The 26,457-nt window shown below is 68.7% G+C and carries 28 protein-coding genes; 13 read left to right on the forward strand and 15 right to left on the reverse strand.

All coding sequences use genetic code 11. The features are described from left to right. Positions 1 to 25: 25 nt before the first annotated feature. Genes ACV7GQ_RS10470 through ACV7GQ_RS10480 form a run of 3 tightly spaced genes read left to right on the forward strand, consistent with a single transcriptional unit; the run spans position 26 to position 972 of the window. Entirely contained in the window at positions 26 to 292 is a 267-nt protein-coding gene (locus ACV7GQ_RS10470) for a hypothetical protein (protein ID WP_470310190.1), read from the forward strand. A 58-nt stretch (positions 293 to 350) separates the two neighbouring features. Further along, a complete protein-coding gene (locus tag ACV7GQ_RS10475) occupies positions 351 to 530 on the forward strand; it encodes a protein translocase SEC61 complex subunit gamma (protein ID WP_166969032.1) in 180 nt (59 codons plus the stop codon). A 4-nt stretch (positions 531 to 534) separates the two neighbouring features. Beyond that, entirely contained in the window at positions 535 to 972 is a 438-nt protein-coding gene (locus ACV7GQ_RS10480) for a transcription elongation factor Spt5 (protein WP_470310191.1), read from the forward strand. Between the two features lie 111 nt (positions 973 to 1,083). Here ACV7GQ_RS10480 and ACV7GQ_RS10485 read toward each other — a convergent pair whose 3' ends face one another. Beyond that, positions 1,084 to 1,374, reverse strand: coding sequence for a DUF7565 family protein (locus ACV7GQ_RS10485; RefSeq protein ID WP_166969028.1), 291 nt, complete (start codon positions 1,372 to 1,374; stop codon positions 1,084 to 1,086). A 62-nt stretch (positions 1,375 to 1,436) separates the two neighbouring features. On the opposite strand from ACV7GQ_RS10485, the gene ACV7GQ_RS10490 reads away from it, so the two are divergent. Continuing rightward, positions 1,437 to 2,237, forward strand: a complete 801-nt coding sequence (locus ACV7GQ_RS10490) for a PHP-associated domain-containing protein (protein WP_470310192.1) — start codon at positions 1,437 to 1,439, stop codon at positions 2,235 to 2,237. Here the strand turns inward: ACV7GQ_RS10490 and ACV7GQ_RS10495 are convergent. Further along, positions 2,234 to 2,740, reverse strand: a complete 507-nt coding sequence (locus ACV7GQ_RS10495) for a metal-dependent hydrolase (protein WP_470310193.1) — start codon at positions 2,738 to 2,740, stop codon at positions 2,234 to 2,236. The genes ACV7GQ_RS10490 and ACV7GQ_RS10495 overlap by 4 nt on opposite strands. A gap of 37 nt (positions 2,741 to 2,777) precedes the next feature. Beyond that, positions 2,778 to 3,287, reverse strand: a complete 510-nt coding sequence (locus tag ACV7GQ_RS10500) for a CinA family protein (RefSeq protein ID WP_470310194.1) — start codon at positions 3,285 to 3,287, stop codon at positions 2,778 to 2,780. 80 nt (positions 3,288 to 3,367) lie between these two features. Here ACV7GQ_RS10500 and ACV7GQ_RS10505 point away from each other — a divergent pair, with 80 nt between their 5' ends. Together ACV7GQ_RS10505 and ACV7GQ_RS10510 are read left to right on the forward strand one after the other, a co-directional pair. Beyond that, on the forward strand, positions 3,368 to 3,511 hold the full coding sequence (locus ACV7GQ_RS10505; RefSeq protein WP_188994002.1) for a hypothetical protein: 144 nt from the start codon (positions 3,368 to 3,370) through the stop codon (positions 3,509 to 3,511). Between the two features lie 37 nt (positions 3,512 to 3,548). After that, a complete protein-coding gene (locus ACV7GQ_RS10510) occupies positions 3,549 to 4,667 on the forward strand; it encodes a pyridoxal phosphate-dependent aminotransferase (protein WP_470310195.1) in 1,119 nt (372 codons plus the stop codon). Between the two features lies 1 nt (position 4,668). Here the strand turns inward: ACV7GQ_RS10510 and ACV7GQ_RS10515 are convergent, their stop codons facing one another. From ACV7GQ_RS10515 to glmS, 7 genes are read right to left on the reverse strand one after another with little or no spacing between them, the layout of a single operon-like run. Continuing rightward, positions 4,669 to 5,457, reverse strand: a complete 789-nt coding sequence (locus ACV7GQ_RS10515) for an ABC transporter permease (RefSeq protein ID WP_470310196.1) — start codon at positions 5,455 to 5,457, stop codon at positions 4,669 to 4,671. Further along, on the reverse strand, positions 5,450 to 6,439 hold the full coding sequence (locus ACV7GQ_RS10520) for an ATP-binding cassette domain-containing protein (protein ID WP_470310197.1): 990 nt from the start codon (positions 6,437 to 6,439) through the stop codon (positions 5,450 to 5,452). The genes ACV7GQ_RS10515 and ACV7GQ_RS10520 overlap by 8 nt, the downstream gene beginning before the upstream one ends. Positions 6,440 to 6,485: 46 nt before the next feature. Continuing rightward, positions 6,486 to 7,532 (reverse strand): L-malyl-CoA/beta-methylmalyl-CoA lyase, encoded by a 1,047-nt coding sequence (citE, locus tag ACV7GQ_RS10525; RefSeq protein WP_470310198.1) that lies wholly within the window; start codon positions 7,530 to 7,532, stop codon positions 6,486 to 6,488. Next, positions 7,529 to 8,611 (reverse strand): 2-methylfumaryl-CoA hydratase, encoded by a 1,083-nt coding sequence (gene mch, locus ACV7GQ_RS10530; protein ID WP_470310199.1) that lies wholly within the window; start codon positions 8,609 to 8,611, stop codon positions 7,529 to 7,531. The genes citE and mch overlap by 4 nt, the downstream gene beginning before the upstream one ends. Beyond that, entirely contained in the window at positions 8,604 to 9,875 is a 1,272-nt protein-coding gene (locus ACV7GQ_RS10535; protein WP_470310200.1) for a methylaspartate ammonia-lyase, read from the reverse strand. The genes mch and ACV7GQ_RS10535 overlap by 8 nt, the downstream gene beginning before the upstream one ends. Beyond that, a complete protein-coding gene (locus ACV7GQ_RS10540; RefSeq protein ID WP_470310201.1) occupies positions 9,865 to 11,319 on the reverse strand; it encodes a methylaspartate mutase subunit E in 1,455 nt (484 codons plus the stop codon). The genes ACV7GQ_RS10535 and ACV7GQ_RS10540 overlap by 11 nt, the downstream gene beginning before the upstream one ends. Positions 11,320 to 11,321: 2 nt before the next feature. Continuing rightward, positions 11,322 to 11,762: a methylaspartate mutase subunit S gene (gene glmS / locus ACV7GQ_RS10545; protein ID WP_470310202.1), complete on the reverse strand. Its 441-nt coding sequence runs from the start codon at positions 11,760 to 11,762 to the stop codon at positions 11,322 to 11,324. Between the two features lie 121 nt (positions 11,763 to 11,883). Here glmS and mct point away from each other — a divergent pair, with 121 nt between their 5' ends. From mct to ACV7GQ_RS10575, 6 genes are all read left to right on the forward strand, one after another. After that, complete coding sequence (gene mct, locus ACV7GQ_RS10550; RefSeq protein ID WP_470310203.1) at positions 11,884 to 13,074, forward strand: succinyl-CoA:mesaconate CoA-transferase; 1,191 nt, start codon at positions 11,884 to 11,886, stop codon at positions 13,072 to 13,074. 49 nt (positions 13,075 to 13,123) lie between these two features. Next, positions 13,124 to 14,044 (forward strand): sodium:calcium antiporter, encoded by a 921-nt coding sequence (locus tag ACV7GQ_RS10555; RefSeq protein WP_470310204.1) that lies wholly within the window; start codon positions 13,124 to 13,126, stop codon positions 14,042 to 14,044. 85 nt (positions 14,045 to 14,129) lie between these two features. Then, positions 14,130 to 16,070 (forward strand): methyl-accepting chemotaxis protein, encoded by a 1,941-nt coding sequence (locus tag ACV7GQ_RS10560; RefSeq protein WP_470310205.1) that lies wholly within the window; start codon positions 14,130 to 14,132, stop codon positions 16,068 to 16,070. A 137-nt stretch (positions 16,071 to 16,207) separates the two neighbouring features. Beyond that, positions 16,208 to 18,652 carry an ATP-dependent DNA helicase gene (locus tag ACV7GQ_RS10565; protein WP_470310206.1) on the forward strand — a complete coding sequence of 815 codons (2,445 nt, stop codon included), beginning with the start codon at positions 16,208 to 16,210 and terminating at the stop codon, positions 18,650 to 18,652. Between the two features lie 90 nt (positions 18,653 to 18,742). After that, on the forward strand, positions 18,743 to 18,904 hold the full coding sequence (locus tag ACV7GQ_RS10570; protein ID WP_262176004.1) for a DUF7563 family protein: 162 nt from the start codon (positions 18,743 to 18,745) through the stop codon (positions 18,902 to 18,904). A 119-nt stretch (positions 18,905 to 19,023) separates the two neighbouring features. Then, positions 19,024 to 20,094, forward strand: a complete 1,071-nt coding sequence (locus tag ACV7GQ_RS10575) for an ArsA family ATPase (protein WP_470310207.1) — start codon at positions 19,024 to 19,026, stop codon at positions 20,092 to 20,094. Between the two features lies 1 nt (position 20,095). On the opposite strand, the gene ACV7GQ_RS10580 is transcribed toward ACV7GQ_RS10575, so the two are convergent. The 4 genes from ACV7GQ_RS10580 to ACV7GQ_RS10595 form a co-directional block, all read right to left on the reverse strand. After that, on the reverse strand, positions 20,096 to 20,914 hold the full coding sequence (locus ACV7GQ_RS10580; RefSeq protein WP_470310208.1) for an SDR family NAD(P)-dependent oxidoreductase: 819 nt from the start codon (positions 20,912 to 20,914) through the stop codon (positions 20,096 to 20,098). 50 nt (positions 20,915 to 20,964) lie between these two features. Continuing rightward, positions 20,965 to 21,777: an endonuclease V gene (locus ACV7GQ_RS10585; protein WP_470313155.1), complete on the reverse strand. Its 813-nt coding sequence runs from the start codon at positions 21,775 to 21,777 to the stop codon at positions 20,965 to 20,967. 1 nt (position 21,778) lies between these two features. Then, positions 21,779 to 22,711, reverse strand: a complete 933-nt coding sequence (locus tag ACV7GQ_RS10590; RefSeq protein ID WP_470310209.1) for a rhomboid family intramembrane serine protease — start codon at positions 22,709 to 22,711, stop codon at positions 21,779 to 21,781. A 76-nt stretch (positions 22,712 to 22,787) separates the two neighbouring features. Continuing rightward, positions 22,788 to 23,720 carry a response regulator gene (locus ACV7GQ_RS10595; RefSeq protein WP_470310210.1) on the reverse strand — a complete coding sequence of 311 codons (933 nt, stop codon included), beginning with the start codon at positions 23,718 to 23,720 and terminating at the stop codon, positions 22,788 to 22,790. Between the two features lie 451 nt (positions 23,721 to 24,171). Between ACV7GQ_RS10595 and ACV7GQ_RS10600 the strand changes: the two genes are divergently transcribed. Then, positions 24,172 to 24,291 carry a DUF7503 family protein gene (locus ACV7GQ_RS10600; RefSeq protein WP_470313156.1) on the forward strand — a complete coding sequence of 40 codons (120 nt, stop codon included), beginning with the start codon at positions 24,172 to 24,174 and terminating at the stop codon, positions 24,289 to 24,291. A 36-nt stretch (positions 24,292 to 24,327) separates the two neighbouring features. On the opposite strand, the gene ACV7GQ_RS10605 is transcribed toward ACV7GQ_RS10600, so the two are convergent. Then, positions 24,328 to 26,439: a hypothetical protein gene (locus ACV7GQ_RS10605; protein WP_470310211.1), complete on the reverse strand. Its 2,112-nt coding sequence runs from the start codon at positions 26,437 to 26,439 to the stop codon at positions 24,328 to 24,330. Between the last annotated feature and the right edge of the window lie 18 nt (positions 26,440 to 26,457).

Consider the following 26,457-nt stretch of genomic DNA (forward strand, 5'->3'; position numbering starts at 1 on the left):
GTCCCACGAGCCGTTAGTACCGTACATGACCAAGACAGGCACACGAGGCGACACCAACGTAGGCGACGCGCTGTCGGCACTCGGCGACTCGATGCAGCGACTCAGCACGAACACCAGCGGCCTCGGGGCCGCCGTCGAGCAACTGCAGGCCTCCACGCAGCGGCTGAGCGACCAGCAGTCCGCCGTCGCCGAGCGGATGACCGAGACGGCCGACACCCTCGGCCGGGACGACGCGGCCCGACGGCGCTCGTCGATGCGTCCGTCCAGTCGGTCGCCGGTCGCGGACGACTGACATCCGCCGGTCGTCGCGCACCACAATATAGAAAAGCCACCAGTGGGTACGCGTCGGTATGGACGTCCCGTACGACCTCACCTCCTACGTTCGCGTACTCAAACTGGCGAGTACGCCGTCGTGGGAGGAGTTCTCGCAGATCGCAAAGATCGCCGGTGCCGGCATCATGCTCGTCGGTCTCGTCGGCTTCATCATCTTCGCCATAATGACCTTCGTCCCCGGCAGCAAACCGGTGTAAACAGATGGGTATCTACGCAGTCAAGACGACGGCGAGCCAGGAGCGCACCGTCGCGGACATGATCATCAACCGCGAGGAACCGGGCATCCACGCGGCGCTGGCGCCGGACTCGCTGACGAGCTACGTGATGGTCGAGGCCGACGACCACGCCGTCTTCGACCGTATCCTGGACGAGATTCCCCACGCCAACGGCGTGGTACAGGGCGAGTCCTCCATCGCGGAGGTCGAGCACTTCCTCTCGCCGAAACCCGACGTGGAGGGTATCGCCGAGGGGGACATCGTCGAGCTCATCGCCGGACCGTTCAAGGGCGAGAAGGCGCAGGTCCAGCGCATCGACGAGGGGAAAGACCAGGTCACCGTCGAGCTGTACGAGGCGACGGTCCCGATTCCGGTCACCGTCCGCGGCGACCAGATTCGCGTGCTGGACAGCGAGGAACGCTGAGCGCCGCGCGACGGCCCCGAGACAGTCGAACGGTGACCCGAGCGTCGGACCGTGTCGCCGAGTTTCTCCGAGTGAGTCGCTCCGCAGCGTCCCACCGTCGAGCAGCGCCGCTCAGCCTTCGAGCCGGTCGATGACCTCGCTCATGTCGGCCGTGGCCTCGACGGACTCCTTGATGTTCTCGCGGCGCCGGACCTCCGCGGCGGAGGCGTCGTAGGCGCGGACGTACTCCGCGCGCGAGTGTTCGTCGAAGGCGTGTTTGATGGCGAAGTAGCCGTCGGGGACGACGGTCCCACACACCTTACACGAGACGCGGTCGTGTTCGGTCGACTGGTGGACGATGAGGTCCTCGACGCGGTCGAACTGGCTGTCGTCGCCCTCGATGGCACACTCCCAGCGTGGCATTGCTGAGAGGCAGGCCGTGTGGCACCAAAAGCGTTCGCCACGGCGCCCGGCGACTCCCGGAAATGGAAACCTCTAATTGTGACACCGGGATAGCGAAAGCCGTGACGAGTGAGGGGTTCCACGTCGACCTACACGTCAAGATTCTGGACGAGCGTGTCGTCCAGCGAGCGAAGGCACGGGGGCTCGACGCGCTCGTGTACGCCCCGCACTTCACGCGGTTGCCGGACATCCGTGCGAAGGCCGAACGGTTCTCCGACGACGAGTTGACCGTCTTCCCGGGCCGGGAGCTGTTCACGGGGACGTGGCAGCGGCGCCGGCACGTCCTCGCCGTCGGTCTGGACGAACAGGTGCCGGACTTCCTGACCCTCGACGGGACGATGGCCGAGCTACAGCGACAGGAGGCGGCGGTCCTCGTCCCGCACCCCGGGTTCCTGAGCGTGAGCCTCGGCATCGAGGCCCTGCGGACGTACAGCAGCACCATCGACGCCGTGGAGGTGTACAACCCGAAGCACCTCCCGCACCACAACCGGCGGGCCCGGCGGTTCGCCCGGGAGACGGGGCTGTCGACGTTCGCCTCGTCGTACGCCCACCTCACCGGCAGCATCGGCGAGGCGTGGACGGCGTTCGACGAGGCGTTCGAGACAGCCGACGAACTGGCGCAGGCGCTGCGAGACGAGGTCCCCCGGCGAATCGTCCACCGGAACGGCCTGCGCCACACGCTCCGCCGCGGGCTGGAGTTCGCGCATCTGGGCTACGAGAACAGCTGGGAGAAGTTCGACCGGGTGATGCTCCAGGGGACGGCGCCCACGCACCCGGACCACGTCGCCTACGACGGGCAGTTCGACGACGTGAAGGTGTACTAGGCGATCAGCGCCGTGTTCTCGGCGAGCAGCTGCGTGACCTCCGGGGGGAGGTACTGGGGCAGGACGTGGACCAGCGCCGCGATGGCGGCCAGTTCGAAGATGGTGACGGCTACCGTGACGATCTCCGCCCTGTCGCTGGACGTGGTGACGCCCGAGGGGAACCCGTACTCGGTGTCCGAGAGCGGGTAGAACAGCGCGATGCCCCGCTTCGACCCGAGGTAGTCGAGGACGTAGTGGGTCAGGACCCCGAGCCACACCCACTGGAGGTTGCCGCCGTGGTAGATCGGGTGGGCGAGGAAGACGAGAAGAACCGGGAGATTGTGCAGCGTCTTCCGGTGTTTCCCGAAGGCCGTGTCGACGTCGGGGAACAGCGCCCCCAGCACCACCGGGAGGAACACCTCCGCGATGGTCGCGAACGTCGAGACGTCCCCGGAGGGGTCGAGGACGTACCCCAGCCCGATGCTCAGCAGGACCGCGTTCAGAACGTGACCGCGTTTGTCCATCCACGCGGTTCGACGGCCGGCCGCCCGATAGGTTTTGCTACTCCTCCTGTGTGGCGGCTAACAGGTCCGTGAGCGCCTGTCTGGCGATGCGCGTCTTGACCGCCGTCCGGGACCCGTCGAACTCGTAGTGGGTGACCGTGCAGTCCGACTCGCCCGTCTCCCACGGCGCGGCGTGGGCGACGGCGACGTAGACGGTGCCGACCGGCGTCTCTGGAGAGCCACCGGTCGGGCCGGCGACGCCCGTGGTCGCGACGCCCCAGTCGGTCCCCGCGGTGTCTCGGACCGCCCGCGCCATCTCGCGGGCGACCGGCTCCGAGACGGCCCCGTGAGCGTCCAGCGCCTCGCGGGAGACGGCCAGCAGTTCCTGCTTCGCGCGGTAGGAGTACGAGACGACGGACCGGTCGAAGTAGTCGCTGGCGCCCGGGACGTCGGTCAGCAGCGACCCGACGAGGCCGCCGGTACAGGACTCGGCGACGGCGACTGTCTCCCCCCGCTCGCGGAGTTCGTCGCCGACGCGTTCCTCGATAGGTGTCTCGTCGTCGGTCATGGCCGGTCGTTGCACGCGGGCGTGGATAAGCGTTCAGTCGCCGGGCTCGGACCTTTCCGTCTGGGCCACCAACACGTCGTATGGCCTACCAGACCACGCTCGGCTGGTCGCTCGTCTCCTCGGGTATCGTCACGCTCGTCCTCGGGTTCCTGCCCGGGTCGGACCTCCTGTGGGGGCTGTTGCTCCTCGCGCTCGGTGTCCTGACCCTCTACGTCAGGCAGTAACGGAAAGAAAGACGGCCGCGGAGCGCCGAGCGACGGTATGGACTACGAGACGCCGCAGTTCTTCCGGGTGATGCAGTACGCGGCCCGGGCCGACCGGGACGTGGTCGACATGGTCTCGGGCAACCCCGACTGGGACCCGCCCGAGGGGCTCCGGGACGGCCTGAGAGACTACGCCGAGGCCGACGCCGACGAGTACCAGTACGCACCGAGTCGTGGCCTCGAGGGGCTTCGCGAGGAGAGCGCCGCCCGACGCGACGTCGCCGTCGACCGCGTCGTCGTCACGAACGGGGCCGGCGAGGCCAACCACCTCGCGATGACCGGCGGTCTGGACCACTTCCCCGGCGACGAGGTCCTGCTGACCGACCCGGTCTACCCCTACTACGCCGGCCGGGCGAACTTCCTCGACGCCGAGACGACGTTCGTCCCCGTCGCCGGGGACGGCCACCTCGAACCGGACGCCGTCCGGGCCGCCGCCAGCGAGGCGACGAGCGTCCTCGTCGTGAACTCGCCGAACAACCCGACCGGCGCGGTGTACGGCGCCGACGCGATGGCCGAGTTCGTCGCCATCGCCGAGGAGTACGACGCCCTGCTCGTCAGCGACGAGGTGTACGACCACTTCGACTACGCCGGCCGGTTCGCGTCGGCGCTGGACCACGACTCGCCCAACGTCGTCGCGACCAACGCCTTCTCGAAGTCGATGGCGATAACCGGACTGCGGGTGGGGTACGCCGTGTTCCCGTCGCCCGACGGCCCGACCGGCGAACTGGTCGACCGGGCCGGGACGCGGCACATGCTGACGAACGTCAGCGGGAGTCGCCCCGCCCAGTACGCCGTCGAGCGAGCGCTGCAGACCACCTCGCCGGACTACTACCGGCGGTGTCGGCGGCGACTCGAACGTCGCATCGACACGTTCTGTGCGGCGCTGGACGACGCTGGCGCCGAGTACAACAGACCAGAGGGCGGATTCTACGTGATGGCGCGCTTCCCCGACTTCGCCGGCAGCTTCGAGAACGTCTACGAGCTCGTCGACGAGGCCGGCGTCGCCGGGATGCCCGGCGAGGCGTTCGGCGAGTCGCGGTCGGACTGGATACGGTTCGCGCTGGTGACCCCGCGCGTCGAGGAGGCGGCCGAGCGACTCGCGGCGTTCTTCGAGTGACTCAGACGGCCTCGACGCGGCGGAACAGCGCCGCGCCGAGCGCCACCGTCAGGACGGCGGCGACGACCATCGCGCCGAGGTCGACGACGAGCGCCCGCTCCGAGTAGCCCACCAGCGCCCCCCGGAGGCCGTCGACGCCGTAGGTGAGCGGGTTGAGGTAGCCGACTACGCGGACCGGCAGGGGCAGGTTCGAGAGCGGGTAGAACGCCCCCGAGAGGAAGGCCAGCGGGAACAGCGCGAAGTTGATGATGAGGTTGTACCCCTGCGTGTCCTTGAACTGCGAGGCCATCGCGAGTCCGAGGCCGATGAACGTCGCGGCGACGAGGACGAGGAAGACGACGGCGACGCCGACGCCGACGAGCGACACCGGTCGGAACCCCAGTGGCACCGCGAGGACGAGGATGAGCAGCGCCTGCAGCATCGTGGTCGTGGCGCCGCCGGCGATGCGTCCGACGACGACGGCGGTGCGGCTCACCGGCGCGACCAGTATCTCCTTCAGGAAGCCGACCTCGCGGTCCGAGAGCACCGCCAGCCCGGTGAACGACGCCGAGAACAGCATCGTGAACCCGAGGATGCCGGGGACGAGGTACTCCAGATACGACAGCGACGGCGGAATCGAGCCGAAGCGGGCGTCGCTGAAGCCGAAGCCGAAGAACACGAGGATGAAGAACGGGCCCAGCAGGAGGCCGACGACGCGGCTCTTGGCGCGCCAGAACCGCACGAGGTCCCGTTTCCAGAGGCCGTAGACGGCGACGGCCTCGCGGCCCAGCCGGCCGGCGTCGTCAGTCATCGTCGGCCCCCGTCTCCGCCGCCACGGCGGCGTCGGGACCGGCCCGCTCGTCGGCCTCTTCGACGGTGCGGCCCGTCAGCGAGAGGAACACGCGTTCGAGCGTCGGGCGGTCGACGGAGACCGTCGAGACGCCGGCGACCTCGCTGGCGGCGGTGACGAGCGCCGCGACCCGGCGTTCGCCGTCGTCGACGCCCACGTCGAGGCCGTCACCGGTCCGGGTCACCGACCGGACCCACGGTGCGTCGCCGACCGCTCGCTCGACGGCCGCCGGGTCGTCGGTCCCGATTCGTATCACGTCTCCGCCGAGCGCGTCCTTCAGCGCGTCGGGCGCGTCGAGTGCGACGACCTGCCCGTCGTCGACGATGGCGACGCGGTCACAGAGCGCGTCGGCCTCCTCCATGTAGTGGGTCGTCAGCACGACGGTGACGCCGGCCTCGCGGTTCAGGCGGGCGACGTACTCCCGGACGGTCTTGCGCGTCCCCGCGTCCAGTCCCACGGTCGGTTCGTCCAGAAAGAGGACCGCCGGTTCGTGGAGCAGGCCGCGGGCGAGTTCGAGCCGGCGGGCCATCCCGCCGGAGTACTCGCCGACCGGCTTGTCGGCGTCGTCGGCGAGGTCCACCAGTTCGAGCACCGTCGCCAGCCGCTCGCGGCGCCGTTGCTCGCGGATGCCGTACAGACGCGCGTGGAAGCGGAGGTTCTCGACCCCCGTCAGCTCCTCGTCCAGCGCGGGTTCCTGGAACACGACGCCGATGCTCGACCTGACGCCGCCGGGATCGGCGACCACGTCGTGGCCGGCGACGCGAGCGGTCCCCTCGCTGGGTCGCAGCAGCGTACAGAGCGTGTTGACGAGCGTCGACTTCCCGGCGCCGTTCGGGCCGAGCAGGCCGAGAATCTCGCCCTCGGCGACCGAGAAGGAGACGTCGTCGACGGCGACGAGGTCGCCGTAGCGCCGCGTCAGTCCGTCCACCTCGATGGCGTTCATCGACGGCTAGAAGGGCCGGACGGGCTTGAGCGTTGGTCCGTCGCGGTCAGTTGAACACGAGGTCCACGTCGAGCGCTCGCGCGAGCAGGCTGTCGTCGTAGTACTCGCCGGTCTGGTCGGGGTGGGCCTCGTCGATGGCCCGCACGGTCAGGACCGTGTTGGCGAAGTTCTTGTACGTCGCCTCGTCGACCATCTGCCCGTCGACGACGACGGCGCCGGTGCCCTCGCGCTTGGCCTCGTTGAACGACTCGATTTTGGTGAGGTCCCGGTCCAGTTCCTCGCTGCTGGGCATGTGGATGCGGTTGGCCTGCGCGGTCTGTTTGGGGTGGAGCGACCACGACCCGTCGATGCCGATGGTCGCTTCGTGTTCGACCTGGTCGGCATACCCCTCGGCATTGTAGTAGGTGACGCCGGCGCGTTCGTGGAACAGCTGGTCGAACGGGCCGCCGATGGAGACGATGCCCGCGGCGCTCGTCTCGTTGGACATCGCCTCGAGCAGGCCGTCCCAGCGCGGCCGCTCGCCGTGGAGCGCCCGGCCGCCCAGTTCCGCCGTGTAGTCGACGGGGCCGAAGACGATGCCCGAGAGTCTGGAGTCGGTGGCGAACTGGCAGATCTCCCGGAGGTCCGAGCGCGCGGCCGCCGTCTCCAGAATGATGGCCATCTCCAGCGACCCGTCGTCCAGACCGGCGTCGCGTTCGGCGTCGGCCAGCACCCCGGCGGCCTCGCGCACGTCGTCGAGGCGGCCGACCTTCGGGAAGACGACGCCGTCGAGGTGTTCGCCCACCTCGTCGGCCAGCCGTCGGACCTGCTCGGTCCCGTGCTCGCGGAACTGCGCGCCGTCGTAGGCCCACTCGACCCGCGGGAGAATCTGCCCGGCGAAGTCGGGGGCGTGGTCGGGCACCCGGTCGACGATGTTGTCGACGGCCTCCTCCTTCATCGACGGCGCGGTGCCGTCCTCGATGTCCGGCACCAGCCAGTCGGGGGTCTGGAACCCCTCGCTGGTGAGGCCGGAGTCTAAGAACTTCGCGCTGTCGTCACGCGGGACGGCAGCGGGCGCGGTCTGGAACGTGCGGCAGAGTCGTGTGTCTGTCATTGTCGCTGAACGAGTGCGGTTCGCCGGCCGCTGTAGACCGGGGTGTTGTCCTGATTGAACGCGACGTGCTCGAAGGTGACCGCCCCGGCCGTCTCGGGGCCCGCGTCGCCGTCGCAGTCGAGGACGCGCGTGAAGCCGTAGATGGTGTCGCCGAGCGTGACGAAGGTGTGGAACCGCTCGTCCGCGAAGCGCCGCTCGCGGTAGGTGGCTTCGTCCGAGCGGGCGTGGGCCAGTGCGATGGACCGGGTAACGTCGCCGTAGGCGACGATGTCGCCCGACGGCGAGTCGGCCATCTCGTCGCGGTTGTGGTGCTGGCGGGCGGTGTTGAGCGTCGCCAGCGGCAGGCCCGCGACCAACTGGTCGTCCATCGTCCGGCCGCGTTCGTGGCGGTAGGCGACGGCGGCCTGTTCCTCGCGGGCGCGTTCGAGCGCCGCCCGGAAGTCATCGAAGTGCGTGCCGTCCGGCGCGAGGAGCGTGTCGGGGAGGTCGGCCGCTTCGGGGTCCGCTTCGCCGTCGGCCATCGACCCGCTGCCGTCGGTCGCCGCCGGTTCCCGGCGCGGAATCATGTTCGTCCGCTCGTAGGAGACGAGCGGCGCGCCCGTCTCGCGGTCGCGGCCGACCGTCTCCCACGTCACGATGCCGTAGGCCGGCCGGGACGAGGAGGTCCGCGTGTCGACGACGCGGGAGGTGACGGCGAGTTCGGTCCCGGGGAACGCGGGCCGGTGGAACTCGACGTCGGTGCGCCCGAGGAAGTAGCCGCCCTTCTCCGAGAGGTCCTCGACGGTGATGCCCATCACGCAGGCCAGCAGGTAGTCCGGGTGGACGGGCACGCCGTCGAACCCGCGCTCGCGAGCCGTGTCGGAGCGCCAGTACGCCGGGTCGTGGTTCAGCGTCTGCCCCATCCACTGCTCGCTGCCGTGCCGGGAGAGCCGCAGGCCGGGGTCGTGAGAGAGTTCGTCGCCCTCCGCGAAGAACTCGAAGTAGTGGCCCTTCTCGCGCGTGTCGGCCCGGTCGAGGAGCGCGTCGAAGGTATCCTCGTCCGAACAGTCGAGCGCGCCGGGGTCGCTCCAGTCAGTCATCGGCCTGCACCTCCTGCCGGCCGCCCCGTCGACGGCTGAGCGCGCGGCGCATCTCGTTGGTGACGACCATGAACCCCTCGTCGAAGCCCATCCCGGGCTTGGCGAGCACCTGCGCGGCGTCCGTCGCCAGCGCGACGTGAGCACAGGCCCGCGCGGAGGTGACCGTCTCGTTGCAGGTCCCCCCCAGGTACGCGCGGGTGTCCGTGCCGTCGCAGTACAGCACCGCTTCCGCGGAGCGCTGGACGCCGCCGAGATCCGGCGTCTTCACCTGCACCACGTCGGCCGCGCCCGCGTCGACGAACGCCTGCACGTCCTCGAAGGTGTTGCACCACTCGTCGGCGACGATGTCCACCTCGACGCCCGCACTCGCGAGGCCGTCGCGGAGCTCGGCCATCTGCGCTATCTGCGCGGGGCGGCCGCCGGCGTCCATCGGCCCCTCGACCTGGAGCGGGTACGGCGCGGCGGCCTCCCGGAGCGTCTCGAAGTAGTCGGTGACCTCGCTTCGGTCGTACGGCGGGCCGAACACCTTCCCGAGGATGCCGTAGACGTCGACGTGGAAGCGCGGCGCGTAGTTCTCCGGCCCGAGGTCGCCGGCCCGGTCCGAGAGCCACGCGAGGTACTCACGCAGACCCTCGCCGTCCTCGCCGACCTTCTCGACGCTGTTGAACAGGCCGTGCGGGAGGACGGGGACGCCCTTGATGAGCATCTTCTCGGCGTTCGTGCGGCGCTCGTCGCCCGACTGGCCGAACACCGGGACCGGCGACGTCGCCGGGTCGGTGTCGTAGGCCGCCGCGAGCACCGCTGTGGGCGTCTGGCCGCGGGCACGAGCGGCGGCGTTCAGGAGCGCCTGCGAGACGCCGTAGCGGACCGCCGTGTGCAGGCGCTCGCCGCCCGAGCGTTCGGGGTCGATGGCCTCCAGGGCCTCGGCGTTCTCCCGGAACAGGGTCGCGTCCCGGCCCCGGAGCGTGTCGGCGACGCGCCCCTCGACGACCGGGCGGTACTCGTCGGCGCGGAAGAGCGGGTCCCGCCCGCCGGCCCCGGAGTACTGGACGGCGGCGCAGTCGCCCGTGACGACCGAGCCGTCGGCGAGTTCGAGTTCGACGATGAGGCACTCGCCGGCCTCGCGGACTCGCTCGAACCCCTCGGTCTTCGGCTGGCCGTCGTAGGCGAACCCCCGCTGGGTGGCCCCGTCCTTGATGGCCTGCTGGTCGTCGAAGAAGAACCCGGAGAGGCCGGGCACTGCACGGACGTCCTCAATCCGCATCGCTGGCACCTCCCGGCTTGCCGGTCGGCCGACCGATGAGCTTCCCGTCGCTGATGGCGTCGACGTCGTCGGCGACCATCCGGAACGACTGGTCGCGGCCCTCCGTCCGGGCGCGCTCGCCCAGTCTGGCCTTGTGGGTCTCCTTGATGTCGTCGGGGAGTGCGAGGTCCGCGAACTCGAAGATGCGCACCCGCCCGTCGTCGTCTCGGGCCGGAAGCACCGCGCCGGCGGCGGCGTCGCTCGGCGCGAACGGCACGTCCATCGCCCCGGAGTCGAACGCTCGAATGACGCCCTGGGCGACGTCGCCGTCGCCGGCCTCGTAGATTGCGTCCATCAGTGCGCGGGTCGCACGCTCGATGAGGCGCTGCTCGTCGTCGATGCCGTTCAGGTCGATGTCTTGCTCTATCATCATGTCGATGAGCTGTCTCGTCGTGCGCAACCCGGAGGCGTTGGCTTCCTTGGTCGGAACGCCCTGGAACTCCTGCGGGGACTTCGTAATGACCTTGTCGGGTTTGGCGACGGCCGCCGTGGCGCCGCCGAGGCTGATGACGCCGTTGGCGCGGGCCTCGTCGGGCGGGAACCCGCCCATCCACTCGTGGAAGACGGTGGTGACGGTCACCTCGTCGGGGAGGAACTCCTCGCCGAGGCTGCGGAGCGCGCGCAGGGCGGCGACGTCCTGGACGACGTTGCCGACCTGTCCGTAGCCGAGCGTGAGCGAGCGGACGCCCTGCGTGGCCGCGAGCTGCCCCTCGACCAGCATCACCGCGATGGCGATACACGGGGGCACGAGCGTCCCGGTCAGCGGGCCGAACGGTTCGCGGTTGATGGTGACGCCGCGTTCGGTGTAGGCACCGCAGAGACGGTCGACGAACTGCCAGTGCTCGATGGTCGTCTCGAGGTCGTGGCGCTTCGTGTACGGGATGTTGTACGAGATGGGGCCCCCCTCGAAGGACTGGAAGCCGCCGGCGAGGGTGACCATCGCCAGCAGGCGCGCGTCGGGCGTCCCGTGGCGCACCTCGATGGGGGCGTCGAGCGCGCGCACGAGGCGGCGACAGTCCTCGACACCGTGGTTGACGGCCGGGAAGCCGTTGAGTTCGTCGGCGTCGCCGTTGCGCGAGGCCGCGAGGCCCTCCTCGGCCTTCTCGTACTCGTTGTCGCGCGTGTAGGAGTCGATGGTGGTGGGCAGGAGGTCCGCGCCGCCCTCGTCCTGCAGGTACCGGAGTAGGTCTATCTGGTCTTCGAGCAGGGGAACGCCGGCGCGGGGCTGTAGCAGGGGCTGGTCTGCGGATTCGAGGACGGGCGCGAACTGCTTGCTAGCGGGCAGGGACTCGTGGAAGGCGATGGCCTCCTCGAAGTCGACCTGCCGGCCCGTGTGCCAGTTGTCCCGCAGGTCGTTCGCGATGTGCTGTAGCTCGTCGGCGGCGAGCTTCGTGTCCGTGAGCATGGTCAGCTGTCGACCCTGACCTGCTCGCCCTCGGTGGCCGTGAGTTCGAGGTCACGACGGAGGTCCGCGATGGCGTCTTCGGGGTCGGTCTCCGCGTCGAAGACCCGGTCGAAGCCCATCTCGCGGAACGTCTCGCGGGTGGACTCGAAGTCGTCCTGCCCGACGGCGAGGTTGCCGCCGACGTAGGTCAGGACGTCGAGCCCCTCGGACTCCAGGAGGTCGTGGAACCCCTCACAGTCCTGCCGGGCGTGCCCGTACAGCGAGGAGACCAGTACAGCCTCGGCGCCGTGAGCTTTCGCAGCGTCGGCGAACTCGGCCTGTGAAGTCTGGACACCGAGGTTGACGACCTCGAAGCCAGCGGCCGAGAGCGCCTGCTCGAGAATCGTGATACCGACGACGTGAGCGTCGGAACCAATCACGCCGAGAATGACGGTCCGGGGCATGTACTACACGGTGCTCGCGGCGGCAGTATAAACTTAATGGTCTTTCATGATAATATGCCCCTAGAGAATATATAATGATTTATCACCAAGATTTATGCCGTCGCCGTCGGTCCGTCTCGGCATGGGTGCGCTTGCCGACCTGCGGGTGCTCGACCTGACGCAGGTCCTGTCCGGACCGTACTGCACGATGTTGCTCGCGGACATGGGCGCGGACGTGGTAAAGGTCGAGCGACCCGGCGGCGACATGATCCGCTCGAACCCGCCGTTCGTCGACGACCCCGAGGCGGAGGCCTACGGCGGCTACTTCCAGAGCGTCAACCGCGGCAAGCGCTCGCTGGAGCTCGACCTGCGGACCGACGAGGACCGCGAGGCGTTCCTCTCGCTGGTCGACCGGGCCGACGTCGTCGTCGAGAACTTCAAGGCCGGGACGATGGAGAAGTTCGACCTCGGCTACGAGACGCTGCGGGAGCGGAACCCCCAGCTCATCTACTCCTCGATTCGGGGGTTCGGCGACCCGCGGACCGGCGAGACCCACCGGCAGGGTCAGCCCTCGTTCGACCTCATCGCGCAGGCGCTGGGCGGCGTCATGGAGATCACCGGCCCCGAGGACGGCCCGCCGACGAAGGTGGGGCCGGGCGTCGGCGACATCTTCACCGCGGCGCTGAACGCCGTGGGCGTCCTCGCGGCCGTCCACCACCGCGAGCGGACCGGTGAGGGCCAGTACGTCGACACGGCGATGTACGACGCGATGGTGTCGCTGGCCGAGCGGACCGTCTACCAGTACTCCTGTGACGGGGACCCGCCGACCCGGCAGGGCAACTCCCACCCGACGCTGTTCCCCTACGACGCCTTCGAGACGGCCGACGGCTACGCCGTCGTCGCGGCGTTCAACGACCGCCACTGGCAGACGCTGTGTGAGGCGATGGACCGGCCCGACCTCGCGGCCGAGTACCCGGAGACGCCGGACCGCCTCCGTAACCGCGAGCAGCTGCGCGCCGAGATAGCCGACTGGACGGGCCAGCAGACGACCGACGAGCTCGTGGACCGACTCGACGGGCGCGTCCCGGCGGCGCCCGTCCAGGACGCGAGTGACGTCTTCGCGGACCCACACGTCCGCGACCGGGAGATGCTCGCCGACGTCTCCCAACCGGGCGTCGACGGCGAGATGACGGTCGCCGGCAGTCCCATCAAGATGACCGAGACGAACCCCCGGCCGCGCGGCCGTGCTCCCCTGCTGGACGAACACCGCGAGGAGCTGCTCGGCGACGAGGAGCCGACGAGCGACCGCCGAACCGCCGAAAGCGACGACTAACCGCGTTCGGACTCCATACTTTACTGTCCGCCGCGAGTGCCGACGGACGATGCTCGTCGAGGCCGTCCTGTTTCTCGCCGGACTCGCGGGACTCGTCGTCGGCGCCGACCGCGCCGTCACCGCCGCCGGCGACCTCGCCCTGTACTACGGGGTCTCGCCGTTCTTCATCGGCGTGACGGTCATCTCCGTGGGGACGTCGGTGCCGGAGATGGTCACCTCCGTCTACGCGGCCTTCTACGGCGCGGGCGACCTCGTCGTCGGCAACATCGTCGGGTCCGAGACGGCCCAGATAACGCTCGCCATCGCCGTCGTCGCGTTCGTCGCGCCGTTCGTCGTGGAGCGCCGGAGCGTCCTCGTCTACGGCACGGCGATGATTCTGGCGATGATAATCATGATTCTGACGCTGGACGACGGCGTCATCGGGCGCTCGGAGGGCCTCCTGATGATGCTCGCGTACGTCCAGTTCGTCTACACCCTCTACACCAACGAGGGCGGCGAGGAGATAACCGAGGAGGTCATCGAGGAACCGCGCCCGCCCGGCGAGACGCTCCCGTGGATTCTGGGCGGGTTGCTCCTCGTCGTCGTCGGCGGGCAACTGATGGTGACGAACGGGGTCGCCATCGCGAGACTGGTCGGCCTCTCGGAGTTCCTCGTGGGCCTGCTCACCGGCCTCGGGACGACGCTCCCCGAAATCGTCATCGCCGGCATCGCCGCGTACGAGGGGCGGAGCGGCATCTCGGTCGGCTCCATCCTCGGGAGCAACATCACCGACCCCGTCTTCTCGCTGGGCATCGGCGCCGTCTTCTTCGACGTCGTCGTCGACGACCCCGCCGCCATCATGCCCTCGCTGGTCTACATGCTCGGCGTCTCCATCGCCGTCCTCGCGCTGTTCTACTGGCGACGAGGTATCGACCGGCGTGCGGCGGTCGTCTGTCTGGCGCTGTACCTCCCGAGTTTCGCCCTCGTGTGAGCGTCGGTACCGAGGGCCGCCCGTCGATTACAACGTTTGATACTGTGGGCCGAGCGCTTTTCAGCCGGTAGGTTTCATAGTTGGTATGGCTGACGCGAACGTGAGTTCCGGCGACACACTCGCCCGGGGTTCCAACTGGGAGCAGATGCTCCGGGACTTTGTCAAGTACACGCCGAGCGGCGATTCGATTCCCGAGGAGACGTGGCGGGGCCGCCACCGGAAGATCACCCTTCTGGTGCTCGCCCACGTCCCGTTCCTCTTCGCTCTCGGCATGTTCGAGGGGACCGAGTCGCTCGTCACGGGGGCGACGGTCCCGTCGATTCCGCTGGGGACCGTCCTGTTGGAACTGGGTATCGTGGTCGCGCTCGTCGCCGCCGCCAACGTGTCACAGCTACCGCTCCGGGTCCGGACGGCGCTCGCGACGACGGGACTCCTGTCGTGTTCGGTCGTCCTCGTCCACTTCTCTGGCGGGTTCATCGAGGCGCACTTCCACTTCTTCGTCGGGATGGCCGTCGTCGCCGTCTACGAGGACTGGGTCCCGTTCGCGCTGGGCATCGGCTACGTCGTGCTCACCCACGGCGTCTTCGGGATGATAAACCCCAGCCGCGTCTACAACCACACGGCCGCCATCAACAACCCGTGGGTCTGGGGGCTCATCCACGGCGTGTTCGTCCTCGCGCTCGCCATGGCGCTGATGGCACACTGGTACTCGACCGAACGGTCGCGCGAGGAAGCGGCCGAACAGCTGGCACAGGCACGGGCGAAGAGCGAGGAGATCGCCGACCTCGAGGCCAAGCAGGCCGAGATAGAGGCGGCCAAAGCCGAGGCCGAGGAGCTCAAGGCCGAGGCCGAGGCGAAACAGCGAGCGGTCGAGGAGGCCAACCAGCACCTCGAAGCGACGGCCGACGCCTACAGCGCCGCGATGGCGCGGGCCGCCGAGGGGGACCTCAGCGTCAGGCTGGATACCGACAGCGAGAGCGACGCCATGGTCCAGATCGCCGAGTCGTTCAACGAGATGATGGACGAGACGGAGTCGGCGATGGGGGAGATCCAGGACTTCGCGGAGGAGGTCACGGCCACGACGACGGAGGCCAGCGCCGGCACCGGCGAAGCGAAGCAGGCCAGCGAGGAGGTGAGCCGGGCGATACAGGAGATAGCCAGCGGTGCGAGCGACCAGCGGGAGATGCTCGAGACCGTCTCGGGCGAGATGACCGACCTCTCGGCGACCGTCGAGGAGGTCGCGGCGTCCGCCGAGACCGTCGCCGAGCGGTCCCGCGAGACGACCGATATCGCGGCGTCGGGCGAGTCGACGGCCCGACGGGCCATCGAGGACTCGCGAGAGGTGCAGTCGGCCATCGACGCGACGGTCGAGAGCGTCGAGGTGCTGGACGAGCAGATGGCCGAGATAGGCGACATCGTGGAGCTCATCGGCGACATCGCCGAGCAGACGAACATGCTGGCGCTGAACGCGAACATCGAGGCCGCCCGCGCCGGCGGCGAGGGCGGCGCGAGCGGCGACGGGTTCGCCGTCGTCGCGAACGAGGTGAAGCAACTGGCCGAGGAGACCCAGGCGTCGGCCAACGAGATCGAACAGCTCATCGCGGAGACGCAGGCCCAGACCGACAGGACGGTCGAGGAGGCCCGAGCCGCCGAGGAGAACATGCAAGAGGGCGTCGAGGCGGTCCAGGAGGTCCTCGACGCGTTCACGACGGTCAAAGAGAACGCCACGGAGACCGACAACGGCATCCAGGAGATAAGCGACACGACCGACGACCAGGCCGCGAGCACGGAGGAGGCCGTCTCGATGGTCGAGGAGGTGGCCGACATCAGCCGGTCGACGGCCGACGAGACGGAGAGCGCGTCGGCGGCCGCTGAGGAACAGGCCGCGTCGATGTCAGAGGTGGACGGCAACGTCCAGTCGCTCAACCAGCAGGCGGAGCGCCTGCAGTCCCTGCTGGCGAAGTTCGACGTGAGCGAGAGTCGGACCGCCGTCGGGCCCGGGGCCGGGGCCGGTAGCGGGGCGTAACCGACACCGCCATCGCGGGCCTCGGCCTCGTCCGGTATTCTACATTGGAGCTCCTGACACGGGCGTGCCCTGACCTGCACCAGCCCCGTGCCGGCGAACCCGGCGGTTCAAATACCGGGCCGCCCAACCCTGTGCCGATGCGGGACACGGCCTCGACAGGCGGCGAGTCATGGCGGCAGTACTTCGGCTTCGAGGCGCCGTACGAGAACCAGGCCGACGCCGTAGAGCGCGCCATCGAGGCCGGGAAGTCGCGCGGCTTCCTGGCGATGGAGGGCCCCTGCGGGACCGGCAAGACGATGGCCGCCCTGACCGCCGCGGCCCACCTCGTCCGGGACACCGACCTCTACGAGCGCGTGGTCGTCGTCACGCCGGTCAAACAGCAGTTACAGCAGTTCGTCGACGACCTGCGGACGCTGAACACGGGGGTCGACGAGCCGTTCGACGGCATCGCGCTAGTCGGGAAGACGGACCTCTGTCCGTACGGGCGCGAGGGGCAGTTCCCCGAGGACGTCGGGACCCACGACCGGTGCGAGGACCTCCGCGAGGCGACCGCCAGACTCGTCGAGGACGACGGGCGCTCGGACGGGGCCGCCGTCGCCGAGACGGCCATTCGGACCGAGGTAGACGACGAGGACCAGTGGTGGGACCCGAGGAAGGGGCAGGACCTCGCCGCCGCGGCGCGACCGGACGCCACCTCGCAGACGCGACTCGGCGAGGACACGCTCTCGACGGCGGGTGCGGCCTCGCCCTATCGCCCCGAGCAACCCACCGCCCCGGAGTCGATGGCCGAGAGCGACGACCCGCCGCTGTACTGCCCGTTCGAGGCCGACTGGTACGCCCGGAACAAGGGGTCGCCGGTGGACTTCTCGGCCGGGCCGAACAACGTCGTGACGCTGGAGGACTACCTCCCGGCGGCCGTCGAACGGGGGACCTGCCCCCACCGAGTGATGAGCGTGATGCTGGAGCAGGCCGACGTCGTCGTCGGCAACTACAACCACCTGTTCGACCCGACCGCGCGACCGCTGCTCTCGTCGGTGCTCGACGACCAGACGTTCGTCGTCGTCGACGAGGCCCATCGCCTCGAGGAACGGGTCCGGGACCTGCTGTCGGACAGACTCGGCAGACAGACCATCGCGCAGGCGCGCAACGACTGCAACCTGCTGGTCCAGCGCGCCCAGCAGAGCGCCGACCACAAGGAACAGGTCCGGGAACTGCTCTCGGCCCGCGAGGTGCCACTGGAGGCGGTCAACCACGCCCGGAAGTTCTACGACGACCTCGGACGGTGGCTGGACGACCGCGTGGCGTCGTTCCTCGATGCCGAGCACGAGGGGTGGCGGGCGAACCCGGAGCGACTGCCGGAACACGACCGCGAGATTCCGCTCCGGGACCCTGACACCGTCGAGCGGGACGAGCTCACCGAGTGGGCCGAGGCGAAGGGGTACGACGGGCAACTGTGGCGCTCGCTGTCGAAGATCGGGGCGGCCGTCGAGGACGCCATCGACCAGCTGGGCCTGACCCGTCAGCCGGTGTGTGCGGCCGTCGGCGTCCTCGCGGGCCAGTGGTGGGAGCGCGACCACTCGACGTTCCTCCGGGAGATAGAGCTCGAGCACTCACCGAAGGAGTCCCGGAGCACCGACGCCGACTACGAGGCCGTCTACACGGCGGGCCTGCTCTGTTACAACTGCATGCCGGCGACGGCGCTCCGGGACGCCTTCGACGAACTGGGCGGCGGCGTGCTGATGAGCGCGACGCTCGAGCCGCTCGACGTGTTCACCCGCGTCTCGGGACTGGACGCGCTGGCCGAGACGGACGACGGCGACGACGCAGACGACCTGACGCGGCCGGTCCGGACGACGACCTACGACCTCCCGTTCCCGCCCGAGAACCGCGCGTCGTACCTCGTCGACGCGCGGCCGTTCACCGCTCGCAACCGGGGCGACCCCGAGGAGATGGAACCGCTGGGCGAGAACTGGAACCCGACCCGCGACGAGTACGCGCAGGCGCTTCGGGCCCTCGCTCGCTCGCCGGGCAACGTCATGGTGGCGATGCCGAACTACCGGGAGGCGCGCTGGGCGGGCGCGTATCTGCAGGAGGCCGTCGAGAAACCGGTCGTCGTCGACGAGTCCTCCAGCAACGAGGAGACCGAGCGACGCAAACAGGCGTTCTTCCGCGGCGACGGGAAGGTGCTGGTCACCTCGACCCGGGGGACGCTGACCGAGGGCGTCGACTACGACGGGGCGAAGCTGTCGACCTGTGCCGTGGTCGGCGTCCCGCTGGTCAACATCGGGTCGCCACGGGTCCGGGCGGTCCAGCGCGCGTACGGCGACGCGTTCGGCGACGAGAACGCCTTCGAGTACGCGCTGACCGTGCCGGCCGTCCGACGCGCGCGACAGGCCATCGGGCGCGTCATCCGCGGGAGCGAGGAAGTCGGTGTCCGGGCGTTCGTCGGCCGGCGGTACACCCCCGACGCTCGCCACTCCGTCTACCCGTTCCTCCCGGCCGGCGAGCGCGAGGAGTTCACGCGGATGACCCCGGAGTTCCTGGCCAGCCAACTGGACGGGTTCTGGCGAAAGCACGAGTAACCCACGCCAGTTCGGCTGAAAGCAGTTATTAACCGGAACATTTCGTTGGCAACAAAAAGCCTATACAGAATCATTCTAGTGTTACAAGAGATGCCCGAGTGTCAAAACTGCGGTGAGTTCGTAACCGAGCAGTACGTGCGGGTGTTTACACCAGAAGCCTCCGAAGCACACGGGCCGAGGGTCTGCCCGAACTGCGAGGACAAACTACGTGACGGTGCGGAAGTCCGCGAAGCGCGGTCCTCTCGCCAGTAGCGCTGCTCGGTCCCCGTGAGTGGTCCCCGTCGGACTCGTCGCACCCGACGCCGGGACGCCCACCGGACCCGTCGCGCCGTTTTCGGGAAGTACTCAAGGCCGGAGGCGCAGCCTCGGGTATGAGCAATCTCGACGTCGAGGCAGTCGACGACATCGACACGCCGACCGGTGTCGACGCACCGGACTACGTGCTGTACGGCGGCAAGGGCGGCGTCGGCAAGACGACGTGTGCGGCCGCCACCGCGCTGGCCTCCGCCCGCGACGGGACGGCGACGCTCGTCGTCTCGACGGACCCCGCCCACTCGCTGTCGGACACGCTGGAGACGCGGATACCGGCCGAACCGACGCGTATCCGCGAGGACGTGCCGCTGTTCGCCGCCGAGATCGACCCCGAGGCCGCCGTGGGCGAGGGACCGCTCGGGATGGAGGACGACGCGCTGGGCGGCCTCGGTGGCATGCTGGGCGGGGAGGGCGGCCCCCTGGGGGGCGGGGCCGGCGACGACCCGGTCGGCGGCGACGACGGCCTCCTCGGTGGGTCCATGCCAGGGGCCGACGAGGCCGCCGCGATGCGGCTCCTGCTGGATTACATCGACGACGACCGGTTCGACCGGGTGGTCGTCGACACCGCCCCGACCGGGCACACGCTCCGACTGCTGGAGCTACCCGAGACGATGGACTCGATGGTCGGGAAGATACTCCAACTCCGCGAGCGCTTCTCCGGGATGATGGGGAACCTCACGGGGATGTTCGGCGGCGACGGCGAGGACGTCGACCCCGAGGAGGGTATCGAGGACCTGCGCGAACTCAGCGACCGCATCGAGCACCTGCGGGCGATTCTGCGGGACCCGACGAAGACGGACTTCCGGGTCGTGATGGTCCCCGAGGAGCTCTCCGTGGTCGAATCGGAGCGCCTCCTCGGGCAGTTGCGGGAGTTCGACATCCCCGTGGGCACCGTCGTCGTCAACCGCGTGATGCAGGACCCCAGCGAGGTGCTCGGCCGCGACGTCGACATCGCGGGCCCGAACCACGACGACTGCGAGTTCTGTGCGCGCCGCTGGCAGGTCCAGCAGGACGCGCTGACACGGGCACAGGACCTGTTCCGGGGCCACGAGGTCCGCCGGGTCCCGCTCTTCGCGGAGGAGGTCCACGGCGAGCGACTGCTCGCCGTCGTGGCGGCCTGTCTCGACTGAGTCAGTCCAGCAGCTTCCGGACGACCGAGAAGGCGGCGTCGCGCCACCGGGCAGGGACGTGCCGTGCGAGCAGGAGGAGTTTCGCACCCTCGCCCACGGGGTAGCGAGGGGCGGGGTCGCTGGCGTTGGCGGCGTCGCGGACGGTCAGCGCGACGGCCCCCGGGGTCACCGAGACGGCGTCCCTGACGCCCGCGAGCCGCGAGTCCTCCTGTGCCTGGTAGAGCCAGTCGTACGCCCCGGTCCGGTCGGCGTTCGCTTCCCGTTCCGCTTCGTCGCCCGCCGTCTGAACGGGGCCGGGTTCGACGACGACCACGTCGACGTCGAACTCCGCGGCCTCGACCCGGAGCGCGTCGCTCAGTCCCTCGACGGCGAACTGCGAGGCCGCGTAGCCGCCCTGTCCAGGGAGCGAGAGGCGCCCCGCCACGCTGGAGACGGAGACGACGGTCCCGTTCTCCCGAGCGCGCATGTGCGGCAGGACCGCCCGGACCATCCGGTGGGTCCCGAGAAGGTTGCGGTCGAACTGCGCCTCCAACTCGGCCGTCGAGACGTCCTCGACGGCCCCGAACCGCGCCGTCCCCGCGGCGTTCACCAGACAGTCGATGCGCCCCGTCTCGTCGACCACGTTCTCGACGACGCGCTCGCACTCGCGTGCGTTCGTCACGTCGAGTTCGGCCGTCTCACAGCCGTCCTCGGCGAGGGCGTTCAGGTCGGCCTCGTCGGGGGCCGTCGCCCACACGCGCCAATCGTCGTCCAGAAACGCCTCGGCGGTCGCGCGTCCGACGCCGCCGTCCGCGCCCGTAATCAGCACCGTCTTGGCCATGGCAGGCCCGACACGCCCCGGGCAATTAAGCCCACCCGGTCCCGGTCGGCCTACACGTCGCGCTTGACCTCGTCGGCGTAGCTGTCCGCCAACCGCGTCGGTTCCGGGAGCTTGTAGCCGGCGGCCGTCGCCAGCACGATGTCCGCGGCCGTCTCCGCCCCGACGCGGTGACCGGGGCTGACGAGGAGCGGGTTGACGTACTGCGTCTCCGACTCGTACTGCCGGGTCTGGACGGCGTAGCCGATGCAGGTGCCGTCCTCTGCGGTCTCGACGTCGCCGTCGGCGTCGATGGGGATTCGTGTGCCCTCCGGGAGCTTCCGGTCCAGCGACTCGCGAGGGGTCCCACAGAGGAGGTTCTTCGCGACGCCGACCGTCGGGACGTCGAGGGTGACGCCGACATGCGTCGCGAGGCCCGCCTCGCGGTAGTGGATCCGCCCGCTCCCGTCGACGAACAGGAGGTCGGGATCGGTGTCGAGTGCCGCCATCGCCGAGAGGATGGCCCCGCCCTCGCGGAAGGAGAGGAGGCCGGGGACGTACGGAATCTCCGTCGGTTCGACCGCGTACGCCCGCTCGACGACTTCCCGGCCGCGCAGGACGACGACTGCCGAGACGGCCCGGTCGCCGACGAACGCCTGGTCGACCCCCGCGACGAGTGGTCGGTCTGCATCCGGTTCGGCCGTTCCCCGGTCGCCGGCCTCGCCGAGCGTGGACTGTCCGACCGGCCCGTCGATGGCGACGGCGGCCGGGTCGACGCCGTGGTCGTCCGCGAAGACCGCTACGTCGGCGATGTCCCGCTGGAGCGCTTCCATCTCGGCCGTCGACAGCGAAGGGTCCGGGACGAACTCTGGGCGGACGACGGCCATCTCAGAAGGGACCGCGGCCACCCGGTCCGCCGGGGCCACCACCGCCGCCCCGTCCGAACTGGAGTTGGCTGGGCACGCGCATCTCGCTCTTGAACTTCCGGCCGTACCAGAGGCCGATGGCGAGGCCGATGAGGTGTGCGGTGTGGGCGATGTTGCCGCCGAGGAGGCCCACGGACCCGGGTGACAGCGATCCGAGGATGCTGAACAGCACGTAGAACCCGGTGATGGCCCAGATGGGCACGGGAATCAGGAAGTAGAGGTACACGCGGAGGCCGGGGTTGAGCACCGTCAGGAACGCCAGGATGGCGAGTGCGGCGCCACTGGCACCGAGGACGCCGTACGCGCCGGCCCCCTGCACGACCTGCAGGGCAATCTGGCCGAGGCCGGCGAGCATCCCCGAGGCGAGGAAGAACACCGTGAACCGCTTCGACCCCATCTGCTGCTCGACGATGCGGCCGAAGAAGTAGATGATGATGCCGTTCCCGAGGATGTGGTAGAACCCACGGGGGGAGTGTGCGAAGATAGACGTGACCCACGTCCAGACGTACTCAGGGTTGTCGGGGTGGAGGACGAACAGCGTCTGGAACAGCTCCTGACTGCCGACGACCCGCAGGACGACGATCTCGAGGAGGAAGGTGATGGCCATCGCCGCGAGGAACACGTAGGTCATGTTCCCGCGGAAGTACGCCATCGGGCCGCCGGGACCGGTGTCGAGACCGAGTCTGCCGGCGACCCCGCCCGAGCTCGACGACCCGCCGGTGTCGACGCTGTCGTCGAACCCGCTGTCGAACACGCCTTGCGGGTCGTTCCAGTTGTCTAACCCCGGACAGTCGTGGGACTCCGGCAACCGATGCTCGGCACAGTAGGTACCACCGCAGTGCCCGCACTGGTAGGGCATGTTTTCTTGCTTGCCACAGACGTCACACTCCGACATTGTCCACACTTCGGGTGGGCCGTGCAAAGGGGTTGTGCTTGTGCGATACCGTGGCAAGAACGGGCGTCCGGGCCGGCTACTCGTCCGTCTCGGACGGGTCGTCGGTCGCCCGGAGGACGCCGATCCACGCCGGCGCGTCGTCGTAGTCGATGGCGCCGCCGGAGACCTCGACGGGAATCTGTTCACCGTCGGCGCGGACGCCGGTGAACGTCGCGTCGAACGACTCCAGGTCGCCGTGGCCCTCAGACTGGACCTCCTCGAAGAAGGAACTGTCGCCGGCGGCGGTGATACGGGTCGGCGACGCACCGACGAGTTCGCTCTGTGTGTAGCCGAACGTCTCGGCCAGCTTCTTGTTCACGTAGACGAACTCGCGGTTCTGGACGATGCAGACGCCGGCTATCTCCTGTTCGACGAGCCGCTGGTACCACGACAGCGCGTTCCAGAACTGCTGTTCGGTGCGGTGTTTCTCGACGGCGTTCTGGACGCGGTTGGCCAGCACCTCGTACTGGTCCGTCCCGGTCCCCTTCTGCATGTAGTCGGTGACGCCGGCCTGGATCGCCTCGCTCGCTATCTCCTCGCTCCCGCGCCCGGTGAAGAGGATGAACGGCATGTCCGGATACTGCTCGCGGACGATCTCGAGCAACTCCAGCCCGTCCGTGTTGGGCATCTGGTAGTCGCTGACGACGCAGTCGACGGTGCCCTCGCGGAGGTGGTCGAGTGCGGCGACGGCGCTGGTCTCGCTGACCACGGTGAACTCGTCGTTTATCTGCTCGAGGAACGTCTCTATCAGGTCGCCGATCTGGGGGTTGTCGTCGACGTGGAGGACGCGTATCTGCTGGCTCGTCTCGACTTTCGCCAGCGGAATCGGGACCTCCGACTGCAGCCCCTCGACCGAGTCGGACGACTCCGTCCGGATGAGGGGTGCGCTCCGGTTCGACGCGCGCTGACTCCCGCGAAGGACCGCACGGGACAGTTCCACCGTCCCGCCACCCGTTCCGTCTGCCGTCATGCCGCGCCACCCGTCGACGGCCCGCGTTCGTCGTCGGTCGTCACCCGGCCACCGCTAACGGGGCCGCGGATGCGAGCCAGTCCGACCCCGCGAAGAGTGGCACTCGGCGACTCTGACGGGGCGACGTTCGTATGCTCGTGGTTTGCCATCGGTACGTATCTCTACCCACCTATTTAGTGGCCGGTCACAAAACGATACTGATAGTGATGGTAGTCACCGATTACCAATACACACGGACTCCCACGACGGTATGAACGCCAGCAAGGACGGAGACAGACCGTGAGTATCCGTGCTGTCGTAGAGAGTATCCCCTTTCGACCGGCTCAGGCGTAGTACGCAGCGATTGTGCCGCTTATTTCTACTTAATACAACTTTAAATATGTGTGAACACTTCAAATATATTTAATATAAACCCCGGTGATGGTTTGGGTGTACTATGTCCGACAACACGATGCGAGACTACCTCGCAGAGCACCCACGTATGGCCGGCGCACTGTTTACGATTCTCCTCCTGCTCACGCAGGCTGGGAGCGCAGTAGCAGGGAATGGTGCGACTATTTCTGGACCCTAACCATCCGTTTCTCGTATTGATCGATTTATAAAATCGTCATTGCTGGATCTCACTTCCCAAAAGTGAGTCACTCCAGACAGATTGCGTATCAAATTCAACTGGGACATTCTCCAAATTGAGGTAGTCATATAGCTCTGATTCGGTAACGCTAAACACACCGATTGTTCCAGATGCTAAATAATAACACCCATTTTTACCAATGAATGGCAGATGGATGCTTCCAAGTCCTCTTTCATCAGTCGGATAGGTGGTTATCTTTACATTATATCCGTTTCCCACCTCCTCTATTTCGAGCTTATTTGGTGATCCACCAGAAGGCTGCGTCACCGTGATTCCCCCGTCGCCGACGACGATGTACTGACCGCCGAGGATGCTCTCCTCGCGGGCGATGGTGAGTGCGGCCCGGAGCGGGAACCCGCTGTTGAGCAGGCGCGCGACGGACTCGCCGATACGGACGGCGCCGTCGTTGAGCACCTCGTTGAGCGTGACGATGCCGCCGATGGCGCCCTTCTCGACCAGTTTGAGCCCCTGGTGGTAGGAGTTGCAGGCGTTCAGCAGGAAGGTGTCGACGCCGACGTCGTCCAGCGTCGCGGCGTCGAGCGTCCCGTCCTCGCAGGTGAACCCCTCGCGTTCGGTGTGGCCGATGTAGTGGAAGAAGTCGGCGTCGGTCGTGAGGACCGTCGCGAGTTCGTCGGTCGTCAGGTTCTCGTGGACGGTGATCTCGAAGGGCAGGTCCGAGCGGTTGCCGTACACCTCGTCGGCGATCTCGCGTTCCGCCTCCATCCGGGCGTCGTTCTGGACCACCCGGATAGTGATGTCGCCCTCGGTCGTCTCGCGGTCCAGTCTGTTCTGGAACGCCTCGGGGACGAGTTTGGTCGCGCCGATGGGGACGCCGTCGCCGAGCCAGGCCTGTTCGAGTGCGTCGTCGGCCTGCGGTTCGACGTAGGTCGGCTCGCTGGATTCCGCGTCGTCCTCTGTGCCGGTGGATCTGTTCATGGTCCCGCTGCTGGCAGAGCGCGTGAAGTCGTCGGAGCGGGTGAGCGTCTCCTCGTATCCCGCTGGGTCGCTGGTGCCACCGCTCCCGGTCGGCTGGTGCGTGCGGACGACGGCGAGGTCGTCGACGACGAAGGGCAGCTGCGCGGCGTTGGCCGCGACGGGGTCGACGTGGGTCGTCAGCCGCCACTCCGGGACGTGGTCCGCGACGACCTCGTAGGGCACGTCGAGGTAGGCCGCCACCTGTTCGGACAGCGGGCGGTCGTACAGCGCCGCGAAGTCGAGGTCGAGGTGCGGTTCGACCGCGTCGCGTTCGTGGAGGTCGATCTGGTAGAGCCCCTCCGTCCGGGTGACGCAGTCGAGGAAGAACAGTTGCTTCAGGGTCCGTTCGACCGTGCGCTCGTACCCCATCGGCCCCGACAGCGAGTGCTCGAAGCCGTCGTCGGTCGTCAGGCGCGGTGCCGGCCCGGGACCGACAGAGGCGCCGAGGTAGTACGCGAGGGGGGCGGCGACGAAGACGGACCCGAGGTCGGGCGGGAGTTCGAGGTGGACGCCGGTCTCTGGGCGCTCGACAGCGGCGGGCACGTCCAGACTGTCGCCGAGTTCGAGCGCCGGCGGGTGGCCGCGGAGCGTCGGGTACGAGCGCTCGGGGTCGGTCGTCTTCAGCGCCGACCCGAACGTCTCGACGGCGGCCATCACGTCCACCGGGTCCGCCGTGGTCGTGACCGTCGCCGCGGGCCGCTCGTGGCGCGAGCGAGCACCGACACGAATCTCGGTCGGCTCGCCGAAGTCGATGCGGGTCTGGTCCATGTCGACGCTGACCTCGAAGCCGGCGTCGGCCCGGACGTAGGTCTTGATGCGGGTACAGAGGTCGATGCTGTACGACCCCTCCGGAAGCGTCTCGGCCTCGAACTGCTTGACCTCCGCGACCGCCTCGCCGGCCGTGTCGCGGACGTACACCGGCACGACGGTCGGGAGGACGACACTGCTCGTTCGGATGCTGACGGCCGACCCGACCGGGAACCGGAAGCCGTCGGTCGAGACCGGCGACGGGGAGACGGGCGCGGACGTGTACAGTCGGTAGCGCTGGCGCTCCACCGGGTCGATGATTTCGACCCCGGGCTCGTCCGATGTGGGCTCGAACGTTAGGGACATCTTATCGGGAGCCGCCGA

The sequence above is a fragment of the Haloarcula sp. MBLA0163 genome (assembly GCF_055632435.1).